Source organism: Streptomyces drozdowiczii (assembly GCF_026167665.1).
Taxonomy (GTDB): domain Bacteria; phylum Actinomycetota; class Actinomycetes; order Streptomycetales; family Streptomycetaceae; genus Streptomyces; species Streptomyces drozdowiczii_A.
The window spans coordinates 2,869,556-2,889,951 of the sequence record NZ_CP098740.1; the positions used below are offsets into that span (position 1 = coordinate 2,869,556).

Annotated in this window: 18 protein-coding genes, 4 tRNA genes and 2 pseudogenes; 5 read left to right on the forward strand and 19 right to left on the reverse strand. The window is 69.4% G+C overall.

The genetic code is table 11. The annotated features are described in order from the left end of the window. Positions 1-60 precede the first annotated feature (60 nt). The 9 genes from rpoB to NEH16_RS12875 all read right to left on the reverse strand — a co-directional run bounded on the left by rpoB (position 61) and on the right by NEH16_RS12875 (position 9,291). On the reverse strand, positions 61-3,546 hold the full coding sequence (gene rpoB, locus NEH16_RS12835; RefSeq protein ID WP_073964460.1) for a DNA-directed RNA polymerase subunit beta: 3,486 nt from the start codon (positions 3,544-3,546) through the stop codon (positions 61-63). A gap of 561 nt (positions 3,547-4,107) precedes the next feature. After that, positions 4,108-4,491 (reverse strand): 50S ribosomal protein L7/L12, encoded by a 384-nt coding sequence (rplL, locus tag NEH16_RS12840; RefSeq protein WP_073964461.1) that lies wholly within the window; start codon positions 4,489-4,491, stop codon positions 4,108-4,110. An 84-nt stretch (positions 4,492-4,575) separates the two neighbouring features. After that, positions 4,576-5,133, reverse strand: a complete 558-nt coding sequence (gene rplJ / locus NEH16_RS12845) for a 50S ribosomal protein L10 (protein WP_018101258.1) — start codon at positions 5,131-5,133, stop codon at positions 4,576-4,578. 291 nt (positions 5,134-5,424) lie between these two features. Next, a complete protein-coding gene (locus NEH16_RS12850; protein WP_265542147.1) occupies positions 5,425-6,339 on the reverse strand; it encodes a hypothetical protein in 915 nt (304 codons plus the stop codon). 158 nt (positions 6,340-6,497) lie between these two features. After that, complete coding sequence (gene rplA / locus NEH16_RS12855; protein WP_073964463.1) at positions 6,498-7,220, reverse strand: 50S ribosomal protein L1; 723 nt, start codon at positions 7,218-7,220, stop codon at positions 6,498-6,500. A gap of 80 nt (positions 7,221-7,300) precedes the next feature. Continuing rightward, entirely contained in the window at positions 7,301-7,735 is a 435-nt protein-coding gene (gene rplK / locus NEH16_RS12860) for a 50S ribosomal protein L11 (protein ID WP_018101261.1), read from the reverse strand. A gap of 175 nt (positions 7,736-7,910) precedes the next feature. Then, positions 7,911-8,753: a transcription termination/antitermination protein NusG gene (gene nusG / locus NEH16_RS12865; protein ID WP_073964464.1), complete on the reverse strand. Its 843-nt coding sequence runs from the start codon at positions 8,751-8,753 to the stop codon at positions 7,911-7,913. Positions 8,754-8,824: 71 nt separating this feature from the next. Continuing rightward, entirely contained in the window at positions 8,825-9,112 is a 288-nt protein-coding gene (secE, locus tag NEH16_RS12870; protein WP_073964465.1) for a preprotein translocase subunit SecE, read from the reverse strand. A 106-nt stretch (positions 9,113-9,218) separates the two neighbouring features. Then, positions 9,219-9,291: transfer RNA gene (locus NEH16_RS12875), tRNA-Trp, on the reverse strand. A 225-nt stretch (positions 9,292-9,516) separates the two neighbouring features. Between NEH16_RS12875 and NEH16_RS12880 the strand changes: the two genes are divergently transcribed. After that, positions 9,517-10,743, forward strand: a complete 1,227-nt coding sequence (locus tag NEH16_RS12880; protein WP_073964466.1) for a pyridoxal phosphate-dependent aminotransferase — start codon at positions 9,517-9,519, stop codon at positions 10,741-10,743. Between the two features lie 124 nt (positions 10,744-10,867). After that, positions 10,868-11,889 (forward strand): annotated as a pseudogene (locus NEH16_RS12885) (adenosine deaminase). 3 nt (positions 11,890-11,892) lie between these two features. Here the strand turns inward: NEH16_RS12885 and NEH16_RS12890 are convergent. Then, entirely contained in the window at positions 11,893-12,492 is a 600-nt protein-coding gene (locus tag NEH16_RS12890; RefSeq protein ID WP_073964468.1) for a TetR/AcrR family transcriptional regulator, read from the reverse strand. 87 nt (positions 12,493-12,579) lie between these two features. Here NEH16_RS12890 and NEH16_RS12895 point away from each other — a divergent pair, with 87 nt between their 5' ends. Continuing rightward, the gene (locus NEH16_RS12895; RefSeq protein WP_265542149.1) at positions 12,580-13,215 is read left to right on the forward strand and encodes an NAD(P)-dependent oxidoreductase; all 636 of its coding nucleotides are present in this window, start codon (positions 12,580-12,582) and stop codon (positions 13,213-13,215) included. Between the two features lie 39 nt (positions 13,216-13,254). Here NEH16_RS12895 and NEH16_RS12900 read toward each other — a convergent pair. From NEH16_RS12900 to NEH16_RS12935, 8 genes and pseudogenes are all read right to left on the reverse strand, one after another. After that, positions 13,255-14,309, reverse strand: a pseudogene (locus NEH16_RS12900) (UDP-N-acetylmuramate dehydrogenase). 72 nt (positions 14,310-14,381) lie between these two features. Next, positions 14,382-15,836 (reverse strand): MFS transporter, encoded by a 1,455-nt coding sequence (locus NEH16_RS12905; protein ID WP_265542151.1) that lies wholly within the window; start codon positions 15,834-15,836, stop codon positions 14,382-14,384. Between the two features lie 77 nt (positions 15,837-15,913). After that, positions 15,914-16,462 (reverse strand): TetR/AcrR family transcriptional regulator, encoded by a 549-nt coding sequence (locus tag NEH16_RS12910; RefSeq protein WP_265542152.1) that lies wholly within the window; start codon positions 16,460-16,462, stop codon positions 15,914-15,916. 139 nt (positions 16,463-16,601) lie between these two features. Further along, entirely contained in the window at positions 16,602-17,030 is a 429-nt protein-coding gene (locus tag NEH16_RS12915) for a MaoC family dehydratase (protein WP_265542154.1), read from the reverse strand. After that, positions 17,030-17,482 (reverse strand): MaoC family dehydratase N-terminal domain-containing protein, encoded by a 453-nt coding sequence (locus NEH16_RS12920; protein ID WP_018101272.1) that lies wholly within the window; start codon positions 17,480-17,482, stop codon positions 17,030-17,032. The genes NEH16_RS12915 and NEH16_RS12920 overlap by 1 nt, the downstream gene beginning before the upstream one ends. A 133-nt stretch (positions 17,483-17,615) precedes the next feature. Beyond that, a complete protein-coding gene (gene rpmG / locus NEH16_RS12925) occupies positions 17,616-17,780 on the reverse strand; it encodes a 50S ribosomal protein L33 (RefSeq protein WP_003956487.1) in 165 nt (54 codons plus the stop codon). Positions 17,781-17,868: 88 nt separating this feature from the next. Further along, positions 17,869-17,941, reverse strand: a tRNA-Met gene (locus NEH16_RS12930). A 44-nt stretch (positions 17,942-17,985) separates the two neighbouring features. Beyond that, positions 17,986-18,058 (reverse strand) — tRNA-Thr (locus tag NEH16_RS12935). Between the two features lie 214 nt (positions 18,059-18,272). Here NEH16_RS12935 and NEH16_RS12940 point away from each other — a divergent pair. Both NEH16_RS12940 and NEH16_RS12945 read left to right on the forward strand, forming a co-directional pair. After that, positions 18,273-19,532: an amidohydrolase family protein gene (locus NEH16_RS12940; RefSeq protein ID WP_265542177.1), complete on the forward strand. Its 1,260-nt coding sequence runs from the start codon at positions 18,273-18,275 to the stop codon at positions 19,530-19,532. 34 nt (positions 19,533-19,566) lie between these two features. Continuing rightward, complete coding sequence (locus NEH16_RS12945) at positions 19,567-20,223, forward strand: NAD(P)H-binding protein (protein ID WP_265542180.1); 657 nt, start codon at positions 19,567-19,569, stop codon at positions 20,221-20,223. A 47-nt stretch (positions 20,224-20,270) separates the two neighbouring features. On the opposite strand, the gene NEH16_RS12950 is transcribed toward NEH16_RS12945, so the two are convergent. Next, positions 20,271-20,352: transfer RNA gene (locus NEH16_RS12950), tRNA-Tyr, on the reverse strand. Positions 20,353-20,396: the final 44 nt, after the last annotated feature.

A 20,396-nucleotide genomic window follows, 5' to 3' on the forward strand; every position in this document is an offset into this window, starting at 1 on the left:
ATGGTCTGAACGGGTCCGGGGAGAGCCGGCCGGATCACGGAGATCCGGCCGGCCAACCCGTCAGACCTCTTCGACGCTGCTCGGCTCGCGCCGGGACAGGTCGATACCGAGCTCCTCCGCCGCGCGGAAGACGTCCTCGTCCGTGTCGCGCATCTCGATGGACATGCCGTCCGAGGACAGCACCTCCACGTTGAGGCAGAGCGACTGCATTTCCTTGATGAGCACCTTGAAGGACTCGGGAATGCCCGGCTCGGGGATGTTCTCGCCCTTGACGATCGCCTCGTAGACCTTCACGCGGCCGGTGACGTCGTCGGACTTGATCGTCAGCAGTTCCTGGAGGGCGTAAGCGGCGCCGTAAGCCTCAAGGGCCCACACCTCCATCTCACCGAATCGCTGCCCACCGAACTGCGCCTTACCACCCAGCGGCTGCTGCGTGATCATGGAGTACGGGCCGGTCGAACGGGCGTGGAGCTTGTCGTCGACCAGGTGGTGCAGCTTGAGGATGTACATGTAGCCGACCGAGACCGGGTCCGGGAACGGCTCGCCGGAGCGGCCGTCGAACAGCTTGGCCTTGCCGGAGGGCTGCACCAGACGCATGCCGTCGCGGTTCGGGATCGTGGCCTCGAAGAGACCGGAGATCTCGTCCTCGCGCGCGCCGTCGAAGACGGGCGTGGCGACGTTGGTGCCGGGGGCGACCTGGTCGGCGCCGATGGCCTGCAGGCGCTTGGCCCACTCGTCACCGAGGCCGGAGACGTCCCAGCCGCGGCTGGCGAGCCAGCCGAGGTGGATCTCCAGGACCTGTCCCGGGTTCATTCGGGACGGGACACCCAGCGGGTTGAGGATGATGTCGACCGGGGTGCCGTCCTCCAGGAACGGCATGTCCTCGATCGGCAGGATCTTCGAGATGACGCCCTTGTTGCCGTGACGGCCGGCGAGCTTGTCACCGTCGGTGATCTTGCGCTTCTGCGCGACGTAGACGCGGACCAGCTGGTTCACGCCCGGCGGCAGCTCGTCGCCCTCTTCACGGTCGAAGACGCGGACGCCGATGACCTTGCCGATCTCGCCGTGCGGCACCTTCAGCGAGGTGTCGCGGACCTCGCGCGCCTTCTCACCGAAGATCGCGCGGAGCAGGCGCTCCTCGGGGGTCAGCTCGGTCTCGCCCTTGGGCGTGACCTTGCCGACGAGGATGTCGCCGGCGACGACCTCGGCACCGATACGGATGATGCCGCGCTCGTCGAGGTCGGCGAGGACCTCCTCGGAGACGTTCGGGATGTCCCGGGTGATCTCCTCGGGGCCGAGCTTGGTGTCACGGGCGTCGACCTCGTGCTCCTCGATGTGGATCGAGGAGAGGACGTCGTCCTGCACGAGGCGCTGCGACAGGATGATCGCGTCCTCGTAGTTGTGACCCTCCCAGGGCATGAACGCCACGAGCAGGTTCTTGCCGAGCGCCATCTCACCGAACTCGGTGGCCGGGCCGTCGGCGAGGACCTGGCCCTCGATGACGCGGTCGCCCTCGGAGACGACGACCTTCTGGTTGACCGAGGTGCCCTGGTTGGAGCGCATGAACTTGGCGATGCGGTACGTGGTGTACGTACCGTCGTCGTTCGTGACGGTGATGTAGTCCGCGGAGACCTCCTGGACCACGCCGTCCTTCTCGGCCTTCAGCACGTCACCGGCGTCGGTGGCGCAGCGGTACTCCATGCCGGTGCCGACGAGCGGCGCCTCGCTCTTGATGAGCGGAACGGCCTGGCGCATCATGTTCGCGCCCATGAGGGCACGGTTGGCGTCGTCGTGCTCCAGGAAGGGGATCATCGCGGTCGCGACGGACACCATCTGGCGCGGCGAGACGTCCATGTAGTCGACCTCGCCACCGGGGACGTAGTCGACCTCGCCGCCACGACGGCGGACCAGGACGCGGGGCTCGGTGAAGCGCAGGTCGTCGGAGAGCGTCGCGTTCGCCTGGGCGATGACGAAACGGTCTTCCTCGTCGGCGGTGACGTAGTCGACCTCGTCGGTGACCTGGCCGTCGACGACCTTGCGGTACGGCGTCTCGATGAAGCCGAACGCGTTGACGCGGCCGTACGAGGCGAGCGAACCGATCAGACCGATGTTCGGGCCTTCGGGGGTCTCGATCGGGCACATGCGTCCGTAGTGGGACGGGTGCACGTCTCGGACCTCGAAGCCGGCCCGCTCACGGGACAGACCACCCGGGCCGAGCGCCGACAGACGGCGCTTGTGGGTGAGACCCGACAGCGGGTTGTTCTGGTCCATGAACTGCGACAGCTGGCTGGTGCCGAAGAACTCCTTGATGGAGGCGACGACCGGCCGGATGTTGATCAGGGTCTGCGGCGTGATCGCCTCGACGTCCTGGGTGGTCATGCGCTCGCGCACGACGCGCTCCATACGGGCGAGACCCGTACGGACCTGGTTCTGGATGAGCTCGCCGACGTTGCGCAGGCGGCGGTTGCCGAAGTGGTCGATGTCGTCGGTCTCGACGACGATCGTCCGGCCGGACTCGCCGACCGTCTCGGTCTCACCGGCGTGCAGCTTGACCAGGTACTTGATGGTCGCGATGACGTCGTCGGTGGTGAGCACGCCGGCGTCCAGCGGCTCGTCCGCGCCGAGCTTCTTGTTCACCTTGTAGCGGCCGACCTTCGCGAGGTCGTAGCGCTTCGGGTTGAAGTAGAGGTTCTCGAGCAGCGTCTGAGCGGCCTCGCGGGTGGGCGGCTCGCCCGGGCGGAGCTTGCGGTAGATGTCGAGCAGCGCGTCGTCCTGGCCCTGGGTGTGGTCCTTCTCCAGGGTGGCGCGCATGGACTCGTACTCGCCGAACTCCTCGAGGATCTGCTCGGTGCTCCAGCCGAGCGCCTTCAGGAGGACGGTGACCGACTGCTTGCGCTTGCGGTCGATGCGGACACCGACCATGTCGCGCTTGTCGATCTCCATCTCCAGCCAGGCACCCCGGGAGGGGATGATCTTGGCGGAGAAGATGTCCTTGTCGGACGTCTTGTCGATCGACGAGTCGAAGTAGACACCCGGCGAGCGGACCAGCTGCGACACCACGACACGCTCGGTGCCGTTGATGACGAAGGTGCCCTTGTTGGTCATGAGCGGGAAGTCGCCCATGAAGACCGTCTGGGACTTGATCTCGCCGGTCTCGTTGTTGGTGAACTCGGCCGTGACGAAGAGCGGGGCGGCGTACGTGAAGTCGCGCTCCTTGCACTCGTCGATCGAGTTCTTCGGGGGCTCGAAGCGGTGGTCGCGGAACGTGAGCGACATCGACCCGGAGAAGTCCTCGATCGGGGAGATCTCCTCGAAGATCTCCTCGAGGCCGGACTTGGTGGGGACGTCTTGTCCACTGTCCAGAGCAGCCTCGACGCGAGCCTTCCAGGCGGCGTTGCCGAGGAGCCAGTCAAAGCTCTCGGTCTGCAGCGCGAGGAGGTTCGGAACCTCGAGGGGCTCCTTGATCTTTGCAAAAGAGATGCGCAGCGGGGCGGTGCTGGCGCCGTTGTTCGTATTCGCGGTCGAGGCGTTGCGCGAGGCGGCCAAGAGGGGGTCCTTCCGAGGGCTCGGACTCACTACGCGCGTACCGGTCCCAAACTGGACATGAGGGCAGAAAATCCCAGGTCAGGGAAGATCGGTCCACGATGCTCAAGATGGGTATGCCCCTGGTGACGGGCAGGAGGCAGCTAACAGGCAGCGCAAAGGGTCAGTGTAGCCAAGTGCCACACTGATGTCCAGTCGGGGTTTTCAGAGACCCACGTTGCTCTCAACAGCTCTTCTCAACACCTATGTCCAGCCCTGCGCGAGGTGCGCCCTTCTTTACTGCCCGCTTCGCCATCGATCCATGCCTCGGATTCGGATCGATTCGGCGACGCGCCTTGAGAATTGCGCGCCGCGTGCGGTTCGTCAAGGGCCCCCTCGGCCCCGGCCGCCCTCGGACCTCCGAGAGGCGCACGGCGAAGATCACCATACTCGTCAACGCGGGAAGGGCAAGGCACCCGCCTCCGGTACGCCGAAAGGCGACCACCCGGACGGGTGATCGCCTTTCGCGATGTGACTCCGCGCCTCGCGGCACGGGGGTCCTGAGGAGTCAGAGGACTCCTCGGGTCACTTGACCTCGACGGAGGCGCCGGCGCCCTTGAGGGACTCGGCAGCCTTGTCCGCGGCGTCCTTCGCGACCTTCTCGAGGACGGGCTTCGGGGCGCCGTCGACGAGGTCCTTGGCCTCCTTCAGGCCGAGGGAGGTCAGCTCGCGCACGACCTTGATGACCTGGATCTTCTTGTCACCGGCGGCGGTGAGGATGACGTCGAACTCGTCCTTCTCCTCCTCGGCCGGGGCAGCCGGGCCACCCTGGGCCGGGCCCGCGACGGCGACGGCCGCGGCGGCGGTGACGTCGAACTTCTCCTCGAAGGCCTTCACGAACTCGGCGAGCTCGATGAGGGTGAGCTCCTCGAACTGAGCGAGCAGGTCTTCCTGGGACAGCTTCGCCATGACAGGCGTCCTTCCACTATTCGGCAGGTGCCGGATGTATGTGTCGGCGGGCGTACACGGTGCCCGCTGGACCGCTGAGCGTGATTACTCGGCGGCCTCGGCGGGAGCCGGCGTACCGGCACCGCCCTGCTCCTCCAGCTTGACGCGAAGCGCTTCCGCGGTGCGGACGAACTTCGACGGCAGCGCCTGGAAGAGCTGCGCAGCCTGAGTCTGCTTGCCCTTCATGGCACCGGCCAGCTTGGCGAGCAGAACCTCGCGGGACTCGAGGTCCGCGAGCTGCTTGATGTCATCGGCGGACAGCGCCTTGCCGTCAAGGACACCGCCCTTGATGATCAGGTTCGGGTTGTCCTTGGCGAAGTCACGAAGACCCTTCGCCGACTCCACCGGGTCACCGGTGACGAAGGCAACCGCCGTCGGACCTGCGAACAGGTCGTCCAGCGTGTCGATCCCGGCCTCGTTGGCCGCAATCTTGGTCAGCGTGTTCTTCACCACGGCGTACTGGGCGTTCTCACCGAGCGAACGGCGCAGCTGCTTGAGCTGAGCCACGGTGAGACCCCGGTACTCGGTCAGCACGGCGGCGTTCGAGCTGCGGAACTGGTCCGCGAGCTCGGCTACCGCAGCAGCCTTGTCGGGCCTAGCCATAGCGTCGGCCTCCTTCCGGGTGATGAGGACCGCTCGAAAGGGACCGGAAAGACGAAACGCCCCGGCGCGGGCGCCAGGGCGAAGCTCGACCGGACAGAATCCGGGAGCTCTCCACAGTCACCTGCGCAGGTCGTCCGCATCAACGGAGCCTTCGGTTGCCCGAACCCTGATGGATTCAGAACAACGACCAGCGGTCTTTGGCTTCCAAAGGAGAGTACGCGACTCGGGTCGCGCCGGGCAAATCCGTCCCGTTTCGATGGGCGCCGGGAGGTTTGAACTCCCGGAACCGGGTTACGAAGCGGCCCCCTGCTGCTGCTTCATCAGCTCGGTGAAGTCGACCGTCTGGGCGGCCGGCGGGGCCTCGACGGACACCTTCACGCCGTAGTCGCTGTAGTACACCGTGGAGTTGAGCTCGCCGGTCTGCATCTCGCCGCGCTCGGTCTTCTTCACCAGCAGATCGTTCTCGTCCACCCAGATGTCGATCTTCTCGGTGGTGATCCCGGACGCGGCCAGCTGCTCCTTGAGCTGCGCGGTCTCGTCGGCGTCCAGATTGCCGTTCTTGGCGGTCAGCTCGGCGACGTCGACCGTGCCCGAGTAGTGCGTGGCGCTGACGCCGCGCACGTCCTCCTGGCCGACCTTCTTCACGTCACCGGAGGCCAGCAGCGACTTCACCCCCTGCTCCGGGGTGCTGTTCTGCATCTGGTCCTTCATCGCGGCGCCCGCGGCGCCGGAGAGCTTGGCCAGGTCGTCGTAGCTGTAGCTGATCCAGCGCTTGCCGCCGGTCTGCTGGGCCATGGCCTGGCCCATGTCCACGACGTACCCGTCCTTGAGGTAACGGGCCTCCATCGTGCCGTCGCTGCCGAGCTGCTTCATGCCGTCGGCCATGGCGCCGCCGGTGGAGGTGATCTTCAGCGTGCCGGTGATGCCGTCGGACCAGTCGATGGCGCCCTGCTGCTTGGCGGACATCGTGCTGCCCATGGTCGTCGTGCCGTCGATCCGCGCCGAGTGCGCCTGACCGGTCTTCTTCTGCACGGCGACCAGCGCGGCGATCGGATCGACCTTCACCACGGAATTGCCGCGGCTCTCGGACTTGCCGGAGCCCTTGTCCGTACCCCCGTCGTCCGATCCGCCACAGGCCGCGACCGAGGTCAGCGCCGCCACCACGGCGACGGACAGACCCAGGCGCCGTACGGTCTTGGTCAACATCTTGCATCCCACCCCTCGTTCGACTCTCGGTCACCCACGCTAACGCAGGGCTCCGACAGTCATGTGCACGTACGAATGAGGACGAGCCCCGCACCTCGAAAGGTTGCGGGGCCCGTCCCATGTCACACGCGACGCGGCGGTCGTACGAGCACGGAGGCTCAGACGGCGGCCGGGTCCTCCTCGACGAGGAGGTTACGGGTGCGGTTGGGGTCCAGCGGGATGCCGGGGCCCATCGTGGTCGCCAGGGCGGCCTTCTTGATGTAGCGCCCCTTCGCCGCGGACGGCTTCAGACGGAGGACCTCCTCCAGCGCCGCTGCGTAGTTCTCCACCAGCTTGGTGTCGTCGAAGGACACCTTGCCGATGATGAAGTGCAGGTTCGAGTGCTTGTCGACGCGGAACTCGATCTTGCCGCCCTTGATGTCGTTGACAGCCTTCGCGACATCGGGGGTGACCGTACCGGTCTTCGGGTTCGGCATCAGACCACGCGGACCGAGCACGCGGCCGAGGCGGCCGACCTTGCCCATGAGGTCCGGGGTCGCGACGACGGCGTCGAAGTCCAGACGGCCCTTCGCCACCTCGTCGATGAGCTCGTCGGAGCCGACGATGTCGGCGCCGGCGGCTTCCGCGGCCGCAGCACGGTCACCGGTCGCGAAGACCAGGACCCGGGCGGTCTTGCCGGTGCCGTGCGGGAGGTTCACGGTGCCGCGGACCATCTGGTCGGCCTTGCGCGGGTCAACACCCAGGCGGAAGGCGACCTCGACGGTGCCGTCGAACTTCGTGGTGGCGGTGTCCTTGGCGAGACGGACGGCCTCGAGGGGGGCGTACAGGCGCTCCCGGTCGATCTTGGCGTCCGCAGCGCGGAGGTTCTTGCTGCGCTTCACTTCTACTCCTGATGGTTTTCAGAGTGTGGAGTCGTGGTGCGGACCAGCGCCGGTCCTACCACTGAGGGCGTGGGGCTGAATCAGCCTTCGACCGTGATGCCCATGGAACGGGCGGTGCCAGCGATGATCTTCGACGCGGCGTCGAGGTCGTTGGCGTTCAGGTCGGGGAGCTTCGTCGTGGCGATCTCGCGGACCTGGGCAGCCGTCAGCTTGGCGACCTTGGTCTTGTGCGGCTCGCCGGAGCCCTTCTCCACACCCGCGGCCTTGAGGATCAGCTTGGCGGCCGGCGGAGTCTTGGTGATGAAGGTGAAGGAGCGGTCCTCGTAGACCGTGATCTCCACCGGCACGACCATGCCACGCTGCGACTCGGTCGCGGCGTTGTAGGCCTTGCAGAACTCCATGATGTTGACGCCGTGCTGACCCAGTGCGGGGCCGACCGGCGGGGCCGGGTTGGCCGCACCGGCGTTGATCTGGAGCTTGATAAGCCCCGTGACCTTCTTCTTCTTGGGAGGCATGTGCTCTCTCCGGGTCCTAGTGAGAGTTTTCGCCGTCATCCGGTCATCCGGATGCAGGCATACCGCACAACGATAACGGGTATAGCTGCGCGACCAAAAACCAAGCAGGTCAGACCGGCTGCGAGAGCCTGTCTGACCTGCTCGGTAGGCATGTGTCCAGAAGCGGGCGGAAAGCTCAGTTCTTCTGGATCTGGTCGAAGCTCAGCTCGACCGGGGTCTCGCGACCGAAGATCTCGACGAGGCCCTTGACCTTCTTCGAGTCGGCGTTGATCTCGTTGATCGTCGCCTGGAGCGTCGCGAACGGGCCGTCGGTGACGGTGACCGAGTCGCCGACCTCGAAGTCGAGAACCTCGACGGTGACCTTGCGGGCCGGAGCCGGCTTGCCCTCGGCCTCGGCGGCCTCGCGGGCGGCCTTCTCCTCGGCCTCCGGAGCGAGCATCTTGACGATCTCGTCCAGCGTCAGCGGGTACGGGTCGTAGGCGTTGCCCACGAAGCCGGTGACACCGGGGGTGTTGCGGACGACGCCCCAGGACTCGTTCGTCAGGTCCATGCGCACCAGGACGTAACCCGGGAGCTTGTTCTGACGGACGTTCTTGCGCTCGCCGTTCTTGATCTGGACGATTTCCTCCTCAGGCACCTCGGCCTGATAGATGAACTCCTCCACGTTCAGCGAGACGGCGCGCTGCTCCAGGTTGGCCTTCACACGCTTCTCGTAACCGGCGTACGTGTGGATGACGTACCACTCGCCCGGCAGCCCGCGGAGCTCCTCGCGCAGGGCCGTGACGGGGTCGACGGGCTCGGCCGGCTCGGCCTCCTCCTCGTCGGCCGCGTCCGCGGTCTCCTCGGCGGTGTCCTCGGACGCCTCGTCGCCGGCCGCGGGGGCCTCGTCGGCGTCGGCGGCTTCGGCCTGGTCCGACTCCTCGGCGTCCGCCGCCTCGACGATGTCGAGCTCGTCCTCGGCGGACTCGAAGGCGCCCGCCGTCGGCTCGACGGCGTCGTTCAGGTTCGGGTCAGACACGGTGGCTTCTTCCTGGATACATATGGGTGGAACATGCGAAAGGGGCGCCCATCAGGCGCCCTTCGCGTGGATCAGCCGAAGACGTACTTGACGACCCGCGCGAAACCGAAGTCAATCACGGTTACGAGGCCGATCATGACGACGACGAACGCAATCACCACACTGGTGTACGTCGTCAGCTGGTTGCGCGTCGGCCAGACGACCTTGCGGAGCTCCGCGACGATCTGGCGGTAGAAGAGCGCGAGACGGCCCAGAGGGCCCTTCTTTCCGCGCTTGCCGCCCTTCCGGGTCTTCTTCTTCGACTCGGGGGCCTCGTCCTCGGCATCAGGCTTGTCGATGGAGCCCACGGCGTCCGTCACGCTTCTCACCTGATTCCGGGTCGTGGCCGTGCCGCGCCCGGTGGAGCCGCACGGCGGTGCATTGAAGTACGTACATGCGCACACATCCTGGCGAAGGAGTGTGTAGCAGGGCCGGAGGGACTTGAACCCCCAACCGCTGGTTTTGGAGACCAGTGCTCTACCAATTGAGCTACGACCCTTTGTGGATTCCACCAACCTACCGCATGTTCCCGGATGACCCGAGTGCAGGAACGGTGCGGCTGGTGAAGGCCAACGACAGGAGAGTGTACGTGCTCAGCGGCCCGGCGTCGAACAGAAAGCTGCTGATCGCTCCTGGTCGCTTCCTGTCCGCATGCTGTCCGAGTGCTGTCCGGTCCCTGAAACCCCCGTGCCGACGCGGAAAACGGTCTGCGAGCATGGGGGCCATGAGCGCTGCTACTTCTCCGTCCGAGAGCCGGGTCTCCGCCCGCATCGGTGCCATCTCCGAATCCGCCACCCTCGCCGTCGACGCCAAGGCCAAGGCCCTCAAGGCCGCCGGCCGCCCGGTGATCGGCTTCGGTGCCGGTGAGCCCGACTTCCCGACGCCCGGCTACATCGTGGACGCCGCCGTCGAGGCGTGCCGCACCCCGAAGTACCACCGCTACACCCCCGCGGGCGGGCTCCCCGAGCTCAAGGCCGCCATCGCGGAGAAGACGCTGCGCGACTCCGGTTACGAGGTCGACGCCTCCCAGATCCTGGTGACCAACGGCGGCAAGCAGGCGATCTACGAGGCGTTCGCCGCGATCCTCGACCCGGGCGACGAGGTCATCGTCCCGGCCCCGTACTGGACCACCTACCCCGAGTCGATCCGGCTGGCCGGCGGCGTCCCGGTGGAGGTCGTGGCCGACGAGACCACCGGTTACCGGGTCTCCGTGGAGCAGCTGGAGGCGGCCCGTACCGAGCGTACGAAGGTCGTCCTGTTCGTCTCCCCGTCGAACCCGACCGGCGCGGTCTACAGCGAGGCGGACGCCGAGGCGATCGGCCGCTGGGCCGTCGAGCACGGCCTGTGGGTGATGACCGACGAGATCTACGAGCACCTGGTCTACGGCGACGCGAAGTTCACCTCGCTCCCGGCGATCGTGCCCGAGCTGCGCGACAAGTGCATCGTGGTCAACGGCGTCGCCAAGACGTACGCGATGACCGGCTGGCGCGTCGGGTGGATCATCGGCCCCAAGGACGTCGTGAAGGCCGCGACCAACCTCCAGTCGCACGCCACGTCCAACGTCGCCAACGTCTCGCAGGCCGCCGCGCTCGCCGCCATCTCCGGGAACCTGGACGCGGTCGCCGAGATGCGCACCGCGTTCGACCGGCGCCGCAAGACCATCGTGCGGATGCTCAACGACATCGACGGCGTGTTCTGCCCGGAGCCCGAGGGCGCGTTCTACGCGTACCCGTCGGTCAAGGAGCTGCTCGGCAGGGAGATCCGCGGCAAGCGCCCGCAGACCTCGGTGGAGCTGGCCGCGCTGATCCTGGACGAGGCCGAGGTGGCGGTCGTCCCGGGCGAGGCGTTCGGCACCCCGGGCTACCTGCGCCTGTCGTACGCGCTGGGCGACGACGACCTGGTCGAGGGCGTCTCGCGGCTCCAGAAGCTGCTGGGTGAGGCGAAGGCGTAACCCCGCTCCCTTCCCTTGAATGCGGCCCCCGATGTCCGAATCGGGGGTCGCTTTCGCGTTCGAGGGGGCACCCGATGGGGAAAGCGGCTACCGCGCCGCCCCGTCCGTGCGGCAGGATCTTGCAATGGAACGTGATGTACGGCTGTTGCCCAAGGCCCACCTGCACCTGCACTTCACCGGGTCGATGCGGCCCACGACGCTGCTGGAGCTCGCCGACAAGTACGGGGTGCGGCTGCCCGAGGCCCTGACCGGCGGCGAGCCGCCCAAACTGCGCGCCACGGACGAGCGGGGCTGGTTCCGCTTCCAGCGGCTGTACGACATCGCCCGGTCCTGCCTGCGGGCCCCGAGGACATCCAGCGCCTGGTGCGCGAGGCCGCCCAGGAGGACGTGGCGGACGGCTCCCGCTGGCTGGAGATCCAGGTCGACCCCACCTCGTACGCGCCCCTGCTCGGCGGCCTGATCCCGGCGATCGAGATCATCCTGGACGCGGTGGACGCCGCCTCGCGCGAGACCGGACTGCCGATCCGGGTGGTCATCGCGGCGAACCGGATGAAGCACCCGCTGGACGCCCGGACCCTCGCGCGCCTCGCCGTGCGGTACGCGGACCGGGGGGTGGTCGGCTTCGGCCTCTCCAACGACGAACGGCGCGGCATGGCCCGCGACTTCGACCGGGCGTTCGCCATCGCCCGGGAGGGCGGTCTGCTGGCCGCCCCGCACGGCGGCGAGCTGTCGGGCCCGTCCAGCGTCCGGGACTGCCTGGACGACCTCGACGCGGCCCGGGTGGGGCACGGTGTGCGCGCCGCCGAGGACCCCCGGCTGCTGCGGCGGCTCGCCGAGGCGGGGGTGACCTGCGAGGTGTGCCCCGCGTCCAATGTGGCGCTCGGCGTCTACGAGAAGCCCGCCGATGTCCCCCTGCGCACTCTGTTCGACGCCGGGGTGCCGATGGCCCTGGGCGCGGACGACCCGCTGCTCTTCGGCTCCCGGCTGGCCGCGCAGTACGACCTGGTGCGCCGCCACCACGCGTTCACCGACGAGGAACTGGCCGAGCTGGCCCGCCAGTCGGTGCGCGGTTCGACGGCGCCGGAGCCGGTGCGGGCGGAGCTGCTGGCGGGGGTCGACGCGTGGCTGGCGGGTCCTGCGGCCTGAGCCTCAGCCCGCGAGGCCGCTGAGCAGGGTGCGGGCCAGGGCCGCCGCGAAGTCGTCCAGCGGCTGAGGCGGTTCGCCGGTGTCCGTGGCGTCGTAGGCGAAGGCGCGCTGGGCGCAGGCGCCGAGGAGCAGTGCGGCGGCCGCGTAGGTGTCGGCGTCGGGGCGGACGCGCCCTGCGGTCTGTTCGGCCCGCAGATACGTGGCGACGCCGCGGATGGGCAGGTGGGGGCCGGTGCCGAGTTCGCGCATCGCCGCGTCGTGGCGCTCCTTGAGCCTCGGTTCGGCGTAGAGGGAGGCGGCGATCGGGAAGCTCTGCTCGTAGAACAGGGCGGCCTGGCGGGCGATGTCGGTGAGGTTCTCCTCGACCGACCGCTCCCCCGCGCCCGGGTCGGCGATGAGCTCGCGCAGGTCGATCTTGGGCAGCCGTTCCTTGAGGACCACCACGAACAGCTCCTCCTTGCTGAGGAAGTGCTTGTAGAGCGCGGCCTCCGAGCAGCCGGCGGCCTTGGCGATCTCCTTGGTGGTGGTCCGGGCCAGGCCCTTGGTGAGCATGAGCTCGTGGGCGGCGTCGATGAGGCGGACGCGGGCCGGCTTCTGCTCCATGAGCACTCCGATAAGACTTGACGGGTGAGTGATTACCCACCCACTCTAGAGGTGAGTGAACACTTACCCACCTCGAAGGGGTGTGCCATGAAGCTCACGGTTTTTGGTGCGACCGGCGGTATCGGGCAGGAGATCGTCCGCCAGGCGGTGGCGGCGGGGCACGAGGTGACGGCGGTGGTCCGCGACCCCGCCCGGCTCGCGGTCCCGCTCTCGGACATCACGGTGCACACGGCCGCCCGGGTGGACGACCCGGAGGCGCTGCGGGAGGCGGTGGCGGGCCGGGACGCGGTCCTCTCCGGCCTCGGGTCCAGAGGCCGGAAGGCCGACGGGATCGCCGAGCGGCTGACCCGCGCCGTGCTGGCGGCCATGGAGGCGGAGGGCACCCGGCGGCTGCTGGTGGTCAGCGCCGCCCCGCTCGCCCCCACGCCCGCCGACGAGCCGCTGCTCGACCGGATGATGCTGTCGATGATCGGCGCGGTCCTCAAGGAGGTGTACGCGGACCTCACCGCGATGGAGGCGGCGCTGGCGGCCTCGGCCACGGACTGGACGTCGGTGCGGCCGCCGAAGCTGACGAACGGGCCCCTGACGGGCACCTACCGCACGGTCGTCGGCGGCAACCCGCGCAGCGGCCGGTCCATCTCCCGGGCCGACGTGGCCCACGCCATGCTGGCCCTGATCGGCGACCGGGCAACGGTGAAGCAGGGCGTGGGCGTCGCGTACTGAGGCCCGGGTCGGGCGCCCGGGGCACGGGGCCCGGGCGCCCTACAGGCTGACGCCCACCGTCACCGGTTCGTTGACCAGGGTGACGCCGAAGGCCGCGTGCACTCCGGCAACCACCTCGCGCGCCAGGGCGAGCAGGTCCTCCGTGGTCGCCGCGCCCCGGTTGGTGAGGGCGAGCGTGTGCTTGGTGGAGATGCGGGCGGGTCCGGTGCCGTAGCCCTTGGTGAAGCCGGCCCGGTCGATGAGCCAGGCGGCGGAGGTCTTGGTGCGCCCCTCACCGGCGGGGAAGGCGGGGGCGTCACCTCGGGCCCCAGCCGGTCGGCGACCCGGGCCAGGAACGCGTCGAACTCGGCCTGTTCCAGGATCGGGTTGGTGAAGAAGGACCCGGCCGACCAGGTGTCGTGGTCCTCGGGGTCCAGCACCATGCCCTTGCCGGCGCGCAGCCGGAGCACCGTTTCACGGGCCTCGGCGGCGGGAACGCGCTCGCCCTCCTGGACGCCCATGGCCCGCGCGGTCTCCGGGTACTTCAGGGGCGCCGAGAGCCCGCCGGCCTCCTCCAGGCCGAAGCGGACGCGCAGCACCACGTACCGGTCGGGTTCGGCCTTGAAGCGGCTGTGCCGGTAGGAGAACGCGCACTCGGAGTTGGGCAGGACGACCGTTTCGCGGGTGCGCCGGTCGTAGGCGACGACCTCCGTGATGGTGGCGGACACCTCCTGTCCGTACGCCCCGACGTTCTGGATCGGGGTCGCACCCGCCGAGCCGGGGATGCCCGCCAGGCATTCGAGGCCCGCGAGACCGGCCTCCACGGTGCGGGTGACGGCGTCGGTCCAGACCTCGCCCGCGGCCAGTTCCAGGGAGCCGCCGTCGAGGACGAAGCCCTTGGTGGCGATCCGCAGGGCGGTGCCCTCGAAGCCCTTGTCGCCGATGACCAGATTGCTGCCGCCGCCGATGATCAGGAGCGGGGTGCCGCTGTCGTCGGCCTCGCGCACGGCGTCGATCACCTCGGTGTCCGTGGTGGCCGTGAGGAGCCGGGTGGCGGGGCCGCCCAGCCGGAAGGTGGTCAGGGGGGCGAGGGGCGCGTCGTGGAGTTCCTGCACGGGGACAAGAGTACGGTCCGTGGCCCCGCCGTCTGGGCGGGGCCACGGACCGTGTGGCGTGTGCGGGGTGCGTCAGGCGGGTACGGAGACCGGCTCCTCGGTGTGGGCGTCGGCGTCGGCCGTCTCGGTGGCGGCCTCCTGCGCACCGGCGGCGCGGCGGCCGGGGATCATCAGGGCGACGAGCGCGGCCAGGGCGACGACTCCGGAGCCGATCCAGACGGCGGGCACGGTGCCGTCGGTGAAGGACTGCGCGGACTCCAGGCCGCCCTGCGAGGCGAAGACGGTGGTGAGCACGGCGACCCCGAGGGCGCCGCCGACCTCGCGGAGGGCGTTGTTGGAGCCGGACGCGATGCCCTGGTCACCGGGGCGGACGCTGGACATCACCAGGCTGGCGGCCGGCGCGAAGTACAGGGCCATTCCGATGCCGCCGATGATCAGGGCGGGCAGCTGCGAGGCGTAGGACGCGTCCGGGGCGATGATCAGGGCGAAGAGGGCGAGGCCGACGGCCTGGAGGGCGAGCCCGGTCACGACCACCGGGCGGCCGCCGAACCGGTCGGAGAGCATCCCGGCGATGGGGGCGACGAGCATCGGCATCCCGGTCCAGGGCAGCATCCGCAGCCCGGCCTCGGTCGGCGAGTAGCCGAGGACGCCCTGGAGGTACTGGCTGAGCAGGAAGATCGCGCCGAACATCCCGAGGTACATCAGCATGCTGGCGATGTTGATCCCGAAGAAGCCGCGGTCCCGGAAGAGCCGCATGGGGAGCATCGGCTTGCGGCCCCGGAAGCCGTGGCGGATGAAGGCGCCGATGAGCGCGATGCCGGCGATGAGGGAGGTCAGGACGGTCGGGCTGGTCCAGCCGTCGGCGTTGGCGTTGACGAGGCCGTAGACGATGCCGAAGAGGCCGCCGCTGACGAGGAGGGTGCCGGGGACGTCGAGCCGGGCGCCGGGGGCGTACGACTCCGCGAGGCGGAAGCGGGCGAGGGGCAGCAGGAGCAGGCCGATCGGGACGTTGAGCCAGAAGATCCACTGCCAGGAGATGTGCTCGGTGAGGCTGCCGCCGATCAGGGGTCCGCTGGCCACGGCGAGCCCGGTCGCGGCGCTGAAGATGCCGAGCGCCGCGCCCCGTCGGGCGGGTTCCACGGCGGCCGTGAGCAGGGTGAGCGTGAGCGGCATCATGATCGCGGCGCCGACGCCCTGGACGGCGCGGAAGGCGATGAGTTCGTTGATGCCGGGTGAGAGGGCGGCCGCGGCGGAGGCGCCGGTGAAGACGGTGAGGCCGGTGAGGAAGAGCCGACGGCGGCCGAAGCGGTCACCGAGGGCGGCGCCGAACATCAGCAGGACGGCGAAGGTGAGCGTGTAGGCGTTGACCGTCCACTCCAGCTCCTCCATCTCTCCGCCGAGGCTTTCGCGGATGGACGGCAGGGCGGTGGTGACGACGAGGTTGTCGAGGGCCGCCATGAAGCCGGCGACGCTGGTGATGACGAGGGCCCAGGCCGCTCCCGCGCGGCCTGTCGATTGCTGGTTCACTGCTCCCCCTGAGGGTTAGTTATTGATTACTAACTTTTCTGGGCAGAAAACCGGGCCGAACCCGGCGTCGTACGCGTTCAGGAGACCGGCTGGGCGGATTCGTAGAACCCGGACCAGATCCGGTGTCCGGCCGGAAAACCGAGCGAGGTCAGCGTGTTGGCGAGCATTCCGTACGCGAGGAACTGGGTGGTCTCGGCCACCTCGGCACCGAGCGCGAGGTTGACGGAGTCGAAGAGCTCCAGCCAGCCGGTCCGCATCGCCTCGCCGAATTCATGGTCACCGGCGGCCTCCGCTGCGGCGACGGCCGCGTACACCTGCATCTGCATGAGCAGCTTCTCGGGGTCGTCGGCGATCAGCCGCTGGTAGGCGCGGGCCATGGCGTGCAGCGCCTCCTCGCTGTCCAGCCCGTCGGCCGCGTCGGCGAAGACCTGCCGGGTCTCCTCCAGACAGCGCTCGGCCGCCGCGAGGAACATCGCCTCCTTGTTGGGGAAGAGGCGGAAGAGGTACGGCTGCGAGACACCCACCCGCTGGGCGATCACCGCGGTGGAGGTCGCGCTGTACCCACCGCGGGCGAACTCGGTGATCGCCGCGCGGATGACGCTCTCGCGCCGCTCATCTGCACTCATCCTTGCCATGCCAATAAGTTAGTACTCAATCACTAACTTCGTCAAGCGGGATGCCGGGCCGAGTCGCGAACGGAGGTACGCGTAAGGGGCACGGCCCATGGACCGTGCCCCTTACAACGCGTCGCGTCGCCCGTCGTCCCTAGGCGAGTTGCACCACGGCCCGGGACATGCCCAGGACCTTCTTGCCGTCGCTCATGACCGTCAGGTCCACCCGCACCCGCCGGTCGTCCAGCAGCGCGCCCACCTTGCCGCTGACCTCGATCTGCGCGCCCTTGTCGTCGTCCGGGACCACGACGGGCTTGGTGAAGCGCACCCCGTACTCGACGACCGCGCCCGGGTCGCCGGTCCAGTCCGTGACCACGCGGATCGCCTCGGCCATGGTGAACATGCCGTGCGCGATCACATCGGGCAGCCCGACCTCGCGCGCGAAGCGCTCGTTCCAGTGGATCGGGTTGAAGTCGCCCGAGGCACCCGCGTACTGCACGAGGGTCGCCCGGGTGACCGGGAAGGACCGCGCCGGCAGCTCCGTACCGACCTCGACGGACTCGTAATTCACCTTCGCCGTCATCACGCCTCCTCGGCGGCGCGCGCCACCAGCTTCGTCCAGGCGGTCACGACCAGCTCGCCGGACTCGTCGTGGACGTCACCGCGGACGTCCAGGATGTCGTTGCCCGCCATCGACTTCACGGCCTCGATGGTCGAGACGACCGACAGCCGGTCACCGGCGCGCACGGGGCGGACGTAGACGAACTTCTGGTCGCCGTGCACGACCCGGCTGTAGTCCAGGCCCAGCTGGGGGTCCTCGATGACCTGGCCGGCGGCCTTGAAAGTGATCGAGAACACGAAGGTCGGCGGCGCGATCACATCGGCGTGGCCGAGGGCCTTGGCGGCCTCGGGGTCGGTGTACGCGGGGTGGGCGTCGCCCACGGCCTCGGCGAACTCGCGGATCTTCTCCCGTCCGACCTCGTACGGCGCGGTGGGCGGATAGGTCCGTCCCACGAAGGACTGGTCGAGCGCCATGAACTCGCAACCTCCTGATGAAAGAACGACTGGGCCGGCCTGTGGCGGCGTCCGGCACCATTCAACGCCAAACCCGCCGCACAACGACACGAGGCCGCCCCCCGAAGGGGACGGCCTCGTGTACGAGCCTGATTCAGCGCGTTTCGCGGTGCGCGGTGTGCGAGTTGCAGCGCGGGCAGTGCTTCTTCATCTCAAGACGGTCCGGGTTGTTACGCCGGTTCTTCTTGGTGATGTAGTTCCGCTCCTTGCACTCCACGCAGGCCAGCGTGATCTTCGGGCGGACGTCGGTGGCAGCCACGTGAGTGCTCCTTGGACGGACGATGGACGGATGAACGCAGAAAAGAGTAGCCGATCGAAGGACCGACCCCACAATCGGCTACTTTTAGTAGCGGTGACCGGACTTGAACCGGTGACACAGCGATTATGAGCCGCTTGCTCTACCGACTGAGCTACACCGCTTTGATGACTGGGCCCCCCGCCGAAGCGGGGTTTCCGATCACCAGAGCCCCAATGCGGAATCGAACCGCAGACCTTCTCCTTACCATGGAGACGCTCTACCGACTGAGCTATTGGGGCGAGCGATGAAGACATTACACGCTCGGTCGCCGATCGCCCAAATCCGTTTCGCGGGCCCCGGCCGACCCGGGCTCGTACCCCGCTCCGGGCGCCCGCACACCGCTGATCAGCAAGGCCGCACCGGTACGACTATTGCGCTCCTCCTCCGACCGGACCGCGCCCGCCCCTAGGCTCTACTCACTCTGCGTGATCTTGACCCCTTCCCAGGAGCACGATGCCCGACAGCCAGCCGCAGCGGCCCGACGACCACGCGGCCGACGCCACCGGCGGCCCGGAGACCTCGGCCCTGACGCTCTGCGGCGCCCGCCTCACCGACGGCCGCGTCGTGGACGTACGGGTCTGCGGCGGCCGCATCGAGGCCGTCGGCACCGCGGGCAGCCTCACCGCCGCCCCCGGCGCCCGCGTCGACTTGCGCGGCCACCTCCTGCTCCCCGCGCCCGCCGAGCCGCACGCCCACAGCGACACCGCCCTCACCGCGGACGGCTCCGGCCCCGCGTCCGAGCGGCCCGAGGACGTCCAGCGGCGCGCCACGGAGGCCGCGCTGCTCCAGCTCGGCCACGGCGCGACGGCCCTGCGCTCACACGTACGGATCGGCGGCCCCCCGGGCCTGGCCGCGCTCGAAGCCGTTCTCCAGGCCCGGCGCTCGCTGCGCGGCCTGGCCGACCTGACCCCGGTCGCCGTCCCCCGGCTGCTCACCGGCGTCGCCGGGGCGGGCAACCTGGCGATGCTCCGCGACGCGGTGAAGATGGGCGCCGGCGCGGTCGGCGGCCGCCCCGACCTCGACCCGGACCCGGCGGGATACGCGGAGGCCGTCCTCGAAGTCGCCGCCGAGCACGGCTGCCCCGTGGACCTGCACACGGACGGCGACGACCCCGCCCGCCTCGCCCGGTTCGCCGCGCTGGCGGGCGGAATGCGCCAGGAGGTCACCATCGGCCCCTGCGCCGGTCTCGCCCGCCTCCCCGCCGACGTCGCCGCCCGGGTGGCCGGGCAGCTGGCGGCGGCCGGGGTGAGCGTCACCTGCCTCCCCCAGGGCGGCTGCTGCGGTACGGAGCACCGGGGCGCCGCCCCCGTACGGCTGCTGCGCGAGGCCGGGGTGCGGGTCGCCGCGGGCGGTGGGGCGCTGCGCGATCCGGCCAACCCGGTGGGGCGCGGCGACCCGCTGGAGGCGGCGTTCCTGCTGGCCTCGCAGGGCGGGCTGCGCCCCGAGCACGCCTACGCGGCGGTGTCCGCCGAGGCGCGGCATGTGATGGGGCTCCCCGAGGTCCGCGTCGAGGCGGGCTTCCCGGCCGAGCTGCTCGCCGTACGCGGGGAAGGGCTGGCCGGGGCGCTGTCGCTGGCGTACAGCCGGATCGTGGTGCACCGGGGGCGGGTGGTGGCCCGGACCAGCGCGGTGCGCGAGTACTGCGATTCGGAGGCGGGCGGCGGGCCCGGTCTTCCCCGCCAGGGACGGCCGGAATCCACCGGCGGGCCGTGAGCGGCGCGGCGCGCTCCGGCGTACCGTCGGTCGTATGCGCATTGTCATCGCAGGTGGACATGGTCAGATCGCGCTGCGGCTGGAGCGGTTGCTCGCCGCGCGCGGGGATGAGGCGGCCGGCATCATCCGCAATCCCGGACAGAGCGACGACCTCAGGGCGGTGGGCGCCGAGCCCGTGGTGCTGGACCTGGAATCGGCCACGGTCGATCAGGTCGCCGAGGTGCTGCGGGGCGCCGACGCGGCGGTCTTCGCGGCCGGTGCGGGCCCCGACAGCGGTACGGCCCGCAAGGACACGGTGGACCGGGGTGCGGCGGTGCTCTTCGCGGACGCGGCGGAACGGGCGGGGGTGCGGCGTTACCTCGTGGTCTCCGCCATGGGCGCGGACCCGGACCACGCCGGGGACGAGGTGTTCGACGTGTATCTGCGGGCCAAGGGCGCGGCGGACGCGGACGTGCGCTCCCGCCCGGCCCTGGACTGGACGATCCTGCGCCCCGGGATGCTCACCAACGACGCCGGCACCGGCCAGGTCCTCCTGGCCGCCTCCACGGGCCGGGGCCCGGTCCCCCGCGACGACGTGGCGGCGGCCCTGGTCGAACTCCTGGACACCCCGGCGACGGCGGGCCTGACCCTGGAACTGATCTCGGGCAACGTGCCGTTGACGGTCGCGGTGAAGGACATCGCGGGCAACTGACCGCACGACGAAGAAGGCCCCCGTTCGAAGAACGGGGGCCTTGCTTGTGGCGGCGCCAGGGTTCGAACCTGGGTAGGCTGAGCCGGCAGATTTACAGTCTGCTCCCTTTGGCCACTCGGGCACACCGCCAAGGGATGCCGCCTTCGAGTCCCGGTTTCCCGTGGCGCTCTCTG

Coding starts and splice junctions, on each gene's coding strand:
- rplL (WP_073964461.1), bottom strand. CDS start 4,491: ATGGCGAAGCTGTCCCAGGAAGACCTGCTCGCTCAGTTCGAGGAGCTC.
- NEH16_RS12880 (WP_073964466.1), top strand. CDS start 9,517: ATGAGCGCTGCTACTTCTCCGTCCGAGAGCCGGGTCTCCGCCCGCATC.
- rplJ (WP_018101258.1), bottom strand. CDS start 5,133: ATGGCTAGGCCCGACAAGGCTGCTGCGGTAGCCGAGCTCGCGGACCAG.
- NEH16_RS12890 (WP_073964468.1), bottom strand. CDS start 12,492: ATGGAGCAGAAGCCGGCCCGCGTCCGCCTCATCGACGCCGCCCACGAG.
- rplK (WP_018101261.1), bottom strand. CDS start 7,735: ATGCCTCCCAAGAAGAAGAAGGTCACGGGGCTTATCAAGCTCCAGATC.
- NEH16_RS12920 (WP_018101272.1), bottom strand. CDS start 17,482: ATGGCGCTCGACCAGTCCTTCGTGGGACGGACCTATCCGCCCACCGCG.
- NEH16_RS12945 (WP_265542180.1), top strand. CDS start 19,567: ATGCGCATTGTCATCGCAGGTGGACATGGTCAGATCGCGCTGCGGCTG.
- NEH16_RS12895 (WP_265542149.1), top strand. CDS start 12,580: ATGAAGCTCACGGTTTTTGGTGCGACCGGCGGTATCGGGCAGGAGATC.
- NEH16_RS12940 (WP_265542177.1), top strand. CDS start 18,273: ATGCCCGACAGCCAGCCGCAGCGGCCCGACGACCACGCGGCCGACGCC.
- NEH16_RS12910 (WP_265542152.1), bottom strand. CDS start 16,462: ATGAGTGCAGATGAGCGGCGCGAGAGCGTCATCCGCGCGGCGATCACC.
- NEH16_RS12850 (WP_265542147.1), bottom strand. CDS start 6,339: ATGTTGACCAAGACCGTACGGCGCCTGGGTCTGTCCGTCGCCGTGGTG.
- NEH16_RS12915 (WP_265542154.1), bottom strand. CDS start 17,030: ATGACGGCGAAGGTGAATTACGAGTCCGTCGAGGTCGGTACGGAGCTG.